Here is a 5991-nt window from a genome sequence, read left to right as displayed (position 1 = left end):
ACTTCTCTTATTTTATCATAAAATGAAAAGCTACTTACAATAGAATGAATCATTGGCTTGGTATGACAAATTCATTATCTGTATGTTAATAAGGAAATAAAGTTGGTCTTTTTCGCCACAAGCATTGAAAGTGGGGGGCGACTGTCAGTAAATCCGATTGGCTCAAAGGCCTTTAGGTCATACCCTTGTGGTACTAACAAAGCGTGGAGGATAATCAAAACTCACACGAATTGAAGTTTCACTTTATTGTGTTCAAGGTAAAACATTATCAATGATAATACTTTTCTGTGCAGGTAGTAGACTCTCACACATTGAAGTAATTCTTTATGTTATAACAAAGGTTTTGGATATGTTGTGAAGGTAAAGACATACGAATTGATTCGAGTAAGAAAATTTTATAAAAAAATCTATTCTTCATACTTGCATTTTTAACAGGAATTATTTATCATATTAATTGGAATTAGCACTCGGTGATATAGAGTGCTAATAAATAAAATGACATGGAATTAAGGAGGCTTTCTTCATGATTAAACCACTAGGAGAACGCGTTGTTATCGAGCTTGTTGAACAAGAAGAGAAAACTGCAAGCGGTATCGTACTTCCAGACTCTGCAAAAGAAAAACCACAAGAAGGAAATGTGGTAGCTGTTGGTTCTGGAAAAATCGTAAATGGTGAAAAAGTTGCTCTAGAAGTTTCTGAAGGTGACCGCATTATCTTTTCAAAATTTGCTGGTACAGAAGTTAAATACGAAGGCAAAGAGTACTTAATTCTTCGTGAAGATGACATCTTAGCTGTCATAGGCTAATCTTAGATATACAGATACTTAATTAAAGAATTTAAGGAGGGCTTTATCAATGGCTAAAGAAATTAAATTCAGTGAAGACGCACGTCGCGCAATGCTTCGTGGTGTAGATACATTAGCAGACGCAGTTAAAGTAACATTAGGACCAAAAGGCCGTAATGTCGTTTTAGATAAAAAATTTGGTTCCCCATTAATTACAAATGATGGTGTAACCATCGCAAAAGAAATCGAACTAGAAGATCATTTCGAAAACATGGGTGCACAGCTTGTATCAGAAGTTGCATCTAAGACAAATGATGTTGCTGGTGACGGTACAACAACTGCAACTGTATTAGCTCAATCTATGATTCGTGAGGGACTTAAGAACGTTGCTTCAGGTGCTAACCCAGTTGGCGTTCGTCGTGGTATTGAGAAAGCTGTAGAGGTAGCAGTGAATGAACTTAAAACTATTTCAAATCCAATTGAAAGTAAAGAATCTATTGCCCAAGTAGCAGCCGTTTCATCTGGTGACAGTGAAGTTGGAAGCTTGATTTCTGAAGCAATGGAACGCGTTGGAAACGACGGTGTAATCACGATTGAAGAATCTAAAGGCTTTAACACGGAATTAGAAGTTGTTGAAGGTATGCAATTTGATCGTGGATATGCTTCTCCATACATGGTTACTGACCAAGATAAAATGGAAGCAATTCTTGAAGATCCATACATTCTTATTACAGATAAAAAGATTGGTAATATCCAAGAAGTACTACCTGTACTTGAACAAGTTGTTCAGCAAAGCAAGCCACTATTAATGATCGCTGAAGATGTAGAGGGCGAAGCTCTTGCAACTTTAGTAGTTAACAAGCTTCGTGGTACGTTCAACGCTGTAGCTGTAAAAGCTCCTGGATTCGGTGATCGTCGTAAAGCAATGCTTGAAGATATTGCTACTCTAACAGGTGCAGAAGTAATTACAGAAGATCTTGGCTTAGATCTTAAGAGTGCAACAATTGAGCAATTAGGTCGCGCATCTAAAGTTGTTGTTACAAAAGAAAACACAACGATCGTAGAAGGATCTGGAAATCCTGAAGCAATTTCTTCTCGTGTAGCACAAATTCGTGCACAAGCTGAAGAAACTACTTCTGATTTCGATAAAGAAAAATTACAAGAACGCTTAGCTAAACTAGCTGGCGGTGTAGCAGTAATTAAAGTCGGTGCTGCAACAGAAACAGAATTAAAAGAACGCAAGCTACGTATTGAAGATGCATTGAACTCTACACGTGCAGCAGTTGAAGAAGGTATTGTTGCTGGTGGAGGTACTGCACTAGTAAATATTTATAACAAAGTAAGCGAACTTAATCTTGAAGGTGACGAAGCAACTGGTGCAAACATTGTACGTCGTGCTATGGAAGAACCAGTACGTCAAATCGCACACAATGCAGGTCTAGAAGGCTCTATCATTGTAGAACGTCTAAAAGGTGAAAAAGTTGGCGTTGGTTACAATGCAGCAACTGGCGAATGGGTAAACATGGTTGAAGCAGGAATTGTTGACCCAACAAAAGTTACTCGTTCTGCACTACAAAACGCAGCATCTGTAGCAGCTATGTTCCTAACTACAGAAGCAGTAGTCGCTGACAAACCAGAAGAAGATGGCGGCGCTGCAGGCGGCGGAATGCCTGACATGGGCGGCATGGGTGGAATGGGCGGCATGATGTAAAAATCCACTCAAGAATGCTGATGTAGCAACATTCCAAGTGGATATACACCCGTTCAAAACCCTAAAAAATAACATTAAAATAACATTTTTTAAGAAATTAAGTTAGAAAGGGCGTTTTCGTATAAAGTTCTTACTTTTGCGGAAGCGTCCTTTTTCATTTTATTTGTTACATGAGTATAAATCTTCATGGTTGTTTTCATATCCTCGTGACCTACTTTTTCCATAACAGTAGCAATATCGATTTTCGCTTCAGCAGCCATACTAATATAGGTGTGTCTAAAAATATGTGGTGTAGCGTGTTTTTTGATTGATGTTTTATCTAAAATGCGATTCATACGCATAAGAATTGTTTTGGTCACAAAAGGATAACCATTCCCGCGACTAAAAACAAAGTCTTTATCGTGAAAATCCTCTATTAACGTTCGATACTGCATTTTGTGTTCATCATTTTCCCTAACAACCTTTTTCAACATATCCATTATCCAATAGAGATTATATATACATCAACATTGTTGTCTTTTTTATTCTTGTAACAAGACTGGCAAGTATAGATGTCAACATCTTTCGTGACTTGCATCATTCCTCTGCTCCTTTCAATGCTTTATCGATAAGTTTGTTTATTACATATACATCCCAACAATTGTCATAAAAATCATTCTAATTAACATAATATTTCATTTTATCCAAATATTGTTTGTGGAGCTGGGTTTTGTTTTCGCCTTACTCGTAAGCGATAGGCAAGATGGCCTTTTCGAGTTTTAAGCCTTTCAACTTTCCTTTCCAACTCCTGCACACATTCTGCTTGTTGGATAAGGTATTTCACTTCTTCTGACCCAATTCCAATATTGTCGTTATTCCAATCGCTTTTGATCTGATTCAATCGTTTATCCATCCCTAGACGTCCTAATTCGATAAGCATACGGACGTTTTATATTTTCTTTTCGTGATTGATATATAGAGCTAAAAAGTAAAACATTCCACCCAACACAGAAGCTATTTACCTTGTTTGAGTACCTAATTAAGACCTACACGAATAAGGGAGATCTAGTATTAGATAACTGTATGGGTTCTTGTACTACAGCATTAGCTGCAGATAATACAGGGCGTAACTGGATTGGATTTGAACTAGACAAAGATTACTGTAATAAGGGAATAGAGTGGATTAATGTGAATAGAGAACAATTAGGTTTACCGCAAACTTTAATGCATCATTATTGGAAGGAGGCTATGAGTATGATTCAACTAACCATATCAGGTAAGCCAGTATCAGCTGTGAGAATGACTCAAAAGAGTATGTACAAGAACAAATATGCACAGCGTTATCTGGCTTATAAAAAGCAGGTTGGATGGATTGCTAAGCAGCACATGAAGGATAAGCCCATTGAAGGGCATGTAGGCGTTAAATTAACTCATTATATAAATGGAAATAGAGCTGATATAGATAATCTTTTTAAAGGCGTTACTGATGCTCTCAATAAGATCGTATACAAGGATGATTGGCAAGTTAAACAGATGGAAGCACGAATCATTCCATGCGAAAAGGAAGAACAACGGACCGAGATTGTAATCTATGAATTAGATAGGCTGGGGAATATAGCAAATTAAAACAATTCTGCCGACCTTGGGCGTTTCTATATTAGATTAGTAGTTTTTAGTTTCAAATAATAGAAATGCTCAGATTGGCTCTAAATTAATAATATCGAGTGGGGGAGAAACATATGCGACTTAAGAACATTCCATTTAAAGATGGAAAGCTCAACGTTGATATAGATAATGATAACAAACCCTTTGTTGTAGTGTATTCGGAAGGAGAAGCTAAACTATCTTATCTGCCGAATCATGGAGAGACTAAGGTCATTACGCACCAGGGTAGAGTTAAAAGGGTTAAATTTGATGAGGGGGGAAGAATTCTAAAGAGTGCATGGTATATTTCTGGGCCCTAATGATTAGACTGATATTACATTAGAATTCCAGGAGGTAAATTAGTTTATGTATATAAAATGTCCTTCTTGTGGAAAAAAGATTAAAATTAAAAAAAATGGAAATGGCAGATGCAAATGTGGAGCACATGTTAAATTTATAGATTAGTACATAATTTTTATTTTGTCAGTTGTAAACCATGATCAAAATGGAAAAAAAATTAATTTTTAACACTTTGGAATAGACAATAATAAATATATATGTGAAAATAAATAATTAATACATTAACTAGGGGGTGTAGTCATGAGGTACCTTTATAAGATGTTTCACGATTTAAATTCAAGTGATTTTGATGATATACACAAAAACAGAATATCTTTTGAATCTACTAAGAGATTAGATTTATCAATAAAACCAATCGATCAAAAAAATGTTTTTGACCTCTACTATGTTCCAACTATAGATATGTTAAAAAAGTGTAGTGCAATTCACAAAACTGCTGGGAATCTTAGATTCATATTTGAAAAATTACCAGCAGTTGCAAAAGATCAATTTATAAGAGAGTGTGTAGTTGAGGAATTATACAATACAAATCAATTAGAGGGTGTAAGAAGTACAAAAGAAGAGATTGCTAGAAGTGTAAGAGATGCAAAATCTAATACAAAAGATAAAAAAAGATTTAGTAGTATGGTGAATTCTTATTTAAATTTGTTATATGGGGATACTGATACCCCTCTTTACCCAAAGGATGTTCGGAGTATATACAACAATATTATTGAAGGGGAAATATCTAAAAACGAATTACCTGATGGTGAAATTTTTAGAAAAGATATTAATTATGTATTAAGCAGGACAGGAAGCGGAAAAGAAATACATCGAGGTTTAATTCCGGAAGATAAAATTATAAGGGAAATGGATAAATTGTTAGACTTTATGAATGATGATAAAGAAACCCCTCTTTTAATTAGGACAGCAATAGGTCATTATTTCTTTGGATATATACATCCGTTTTATGATGGAAACGGAAGGACTTCTCGCTTTATAAGTAGTCTATATCTAGCTAAAACTTTAGGGAAAATATCTGCACTATCTTTGTCTAGGGGGTGCAATAAATATAAAAATAAGTACCTTAAAGCATTTGAAATCTGTAATAGTATTAAGAATAGGGGAGAAATGAATTTCTTTATTGATGAATATTTATCGATAATACTCAATGCGTTAAAGGATATGTTGTCTGAATTAAAGGAAAAAGTTGAATTAATCACTTCTGCTGTTGAAAAGTTAAAAACAGATGACAGAATGGAAAGTAAAAACCATTTTCAGTTTATGTTTGTGTTGATTCAAAATTATTATTTTCATTATAGTGATGGGGTTACAGTACAGGAATTATCTCGTGTTATGGAGATTTCTGAAGCGACAGTAAGAAAAGTAGCCAAAGAGTTATTGAACAAATCTCTTATTAATCAAAAGGGAACGAGACCAGCGCATTTTAGGATTGGAGCAGATTATTTAGAAAATTAGTTCTACCAGCTAACTGGAGGACATCAAATGACAGCAATAAGCTGGCATTTGGTGT

Annotated in this window: 7 protein-coding genes; 5 read left to right on the top strand and 2 right to left on the bottom strand. The window is 35.2% G+C overall.

Annotation, left to right across the window (positions count from 1 at the left end; translation table 11 throughout):
• Positions 1-523 precede the first annotated feature (523 nt).
• Together groES and groL are read left to right on the top strand one after the other, a co-directional pair.
• The gene (gene groES / locus JUJ52_RS22355) at positions 524-805 is read left to right on the top strand and encodes a co-chaperone GroES (protein WP_026680380.1); all 282 of its coding nucleotides are present in this window, start codon (positions 524-526) and stop codon (positions 803-805) included.
• A gap of 49 nt (positions 806-854) precedes the next feature.
• Positions 855-2495 (top strand): chaperonin GroEL, encoded by a 1641-nt coding sequence (gene groL, locus JUJ52_RS22350; protein WP_026680381.1) that lies wholly within the window; start codon positions 855-857, stop codon positions 2493-2495.
• Between the two features lie 89 nt (positions 2496-2584).
• Here the strand turns inward: groL and JUJ52_RS22345 are convergent, their stop codons facing one another.
• On the bottom strand, positions 2585-2968 hold the full coding sequence (locus tag JUJ52_RS22345; RefSeq protein ID WP_228089202.1) for a tyrosine-type recombinase/integrase: 384 nt from the start codon (positions 2966-2968) through the stop codon (positions 2585-2587).
• Between the two features lie 206 nt (positions 2969-3174).
• Complete coding sequence (locus tag JUJ52_RS22340; RefSeq protein WP_166531009.1) at positions 3175-3387, bottom strand: hypothetical protein; 213 nt, start codon at positions 3385-3387, stop codon at positions 3175-3177.
• A gap of 62 nt (positions 3388-3449) precedes the next feature.
• On the opposite strand from JUJ52_RS22340, the gene JUJ52_RS23635 reads away from it, so the two are divergent.
• The 3 genes from JUJ52_RS23635 to JUJ52_RS22320 all read left to right on the top strand — a co-directional run bounded on the left by JUJ52_RS23635 (position 3450) and on the right by JUJ52_RS22320 (position 5936).
• Positions 3450-4100 (top strand): RusA family crossover junction endodeoxyribonuclease, encoded by a 651-nt coding sequence (locus tag JUJ52_RS23635; protein ID WP_308036075.1) that lies wholly within the window; start codon positions 3450-3452, stop codon positions 4098-4100.
• 113 nt (positions 4101-4213) lie between these two features.
• On the top strand, positions 4214-4438 hold the full coding sequence (locus JUJ52_RS22325) for an XtrA/YqaO family protein (protein ID WP_166531008.1): 225 nt from the start codon (positions 4214-4216) through the stop codon (positions 4436-4438).
• A 280-nt stretch (positions 4439-4718) separates the two neighbouring features.
• Positions 4719-5936 carry a Fic family protein gene (locus JUJ52_RS22320; protein ID WP_166531007.1) on the top strand — a complete coding sequence of 406 codons (1218 nt, stop codon included), beginning with the start codon at positions 4719-4721 and terminating at the stop codon, positions 5934-5936.
• Positions 5937-5991 lie beyond the last annotated feature (55 nt).

The sequence above is a fragment of the Virgibacillus sp. AGTR genome (genome assembly GCF_016919725.2).
GTDB classification, from domain to species: Bacteria; Bacillota; Bacilli; order Bacillales; family Amphibacillaceae; genus Virgibacillus; species Virgibacillus salarius.
This window is presented reverse-complemented; position numbering and strand designations above follow the sequence as displayed.

What these genes read in the sequence shown, in the direction of transcription:
- JUJ52_RS22345 (WP_228089202.1), bottom strand. Translation starts at nt 2,968, where the DNA reads ATGTTGAAAAAGGTTGTTAGGGAAAATGATGAACACAAAATGCAGTAT.
- groES (WP_026680380.1), top strand. Translation starts at nt 524, where the DNA reads ATGATTAAACCACTAGGAGAACGCGTTGTTATCGAGCTTGTTGAACAA.
- JUJ52_RS22340 (WP_166531009.1), bottom strand. Translation starts at nt 3,387, where the DNA reads ATGGATAAACGATTGAATCAGATCAAAAGCGATTGGAATAACGACAAT.
- groL (WP_026680381.1), top strand. Translation starts at nt 855, where the DNA reads ATGGCTAAAGAAATTAAATTCAGTGAAGACGCACGTCGCGCAATGCTT.
- JUJ52_RS22320 (WP_166531007.1), top strand. Translation starts at nt 4,719, where the DNA reads ATGAGGTACCTTTATAAGATGTTTCACGATTTAAATTCAAGTGATTTT.
- JUJ52_RS22325 (WP_166531008.1), top strand. Translation starts at nt 4,214, where the DNA reads ATGCGACTTAAGAACATTCCATTTAAAGATGGAAAGCTCAACGTTGAT.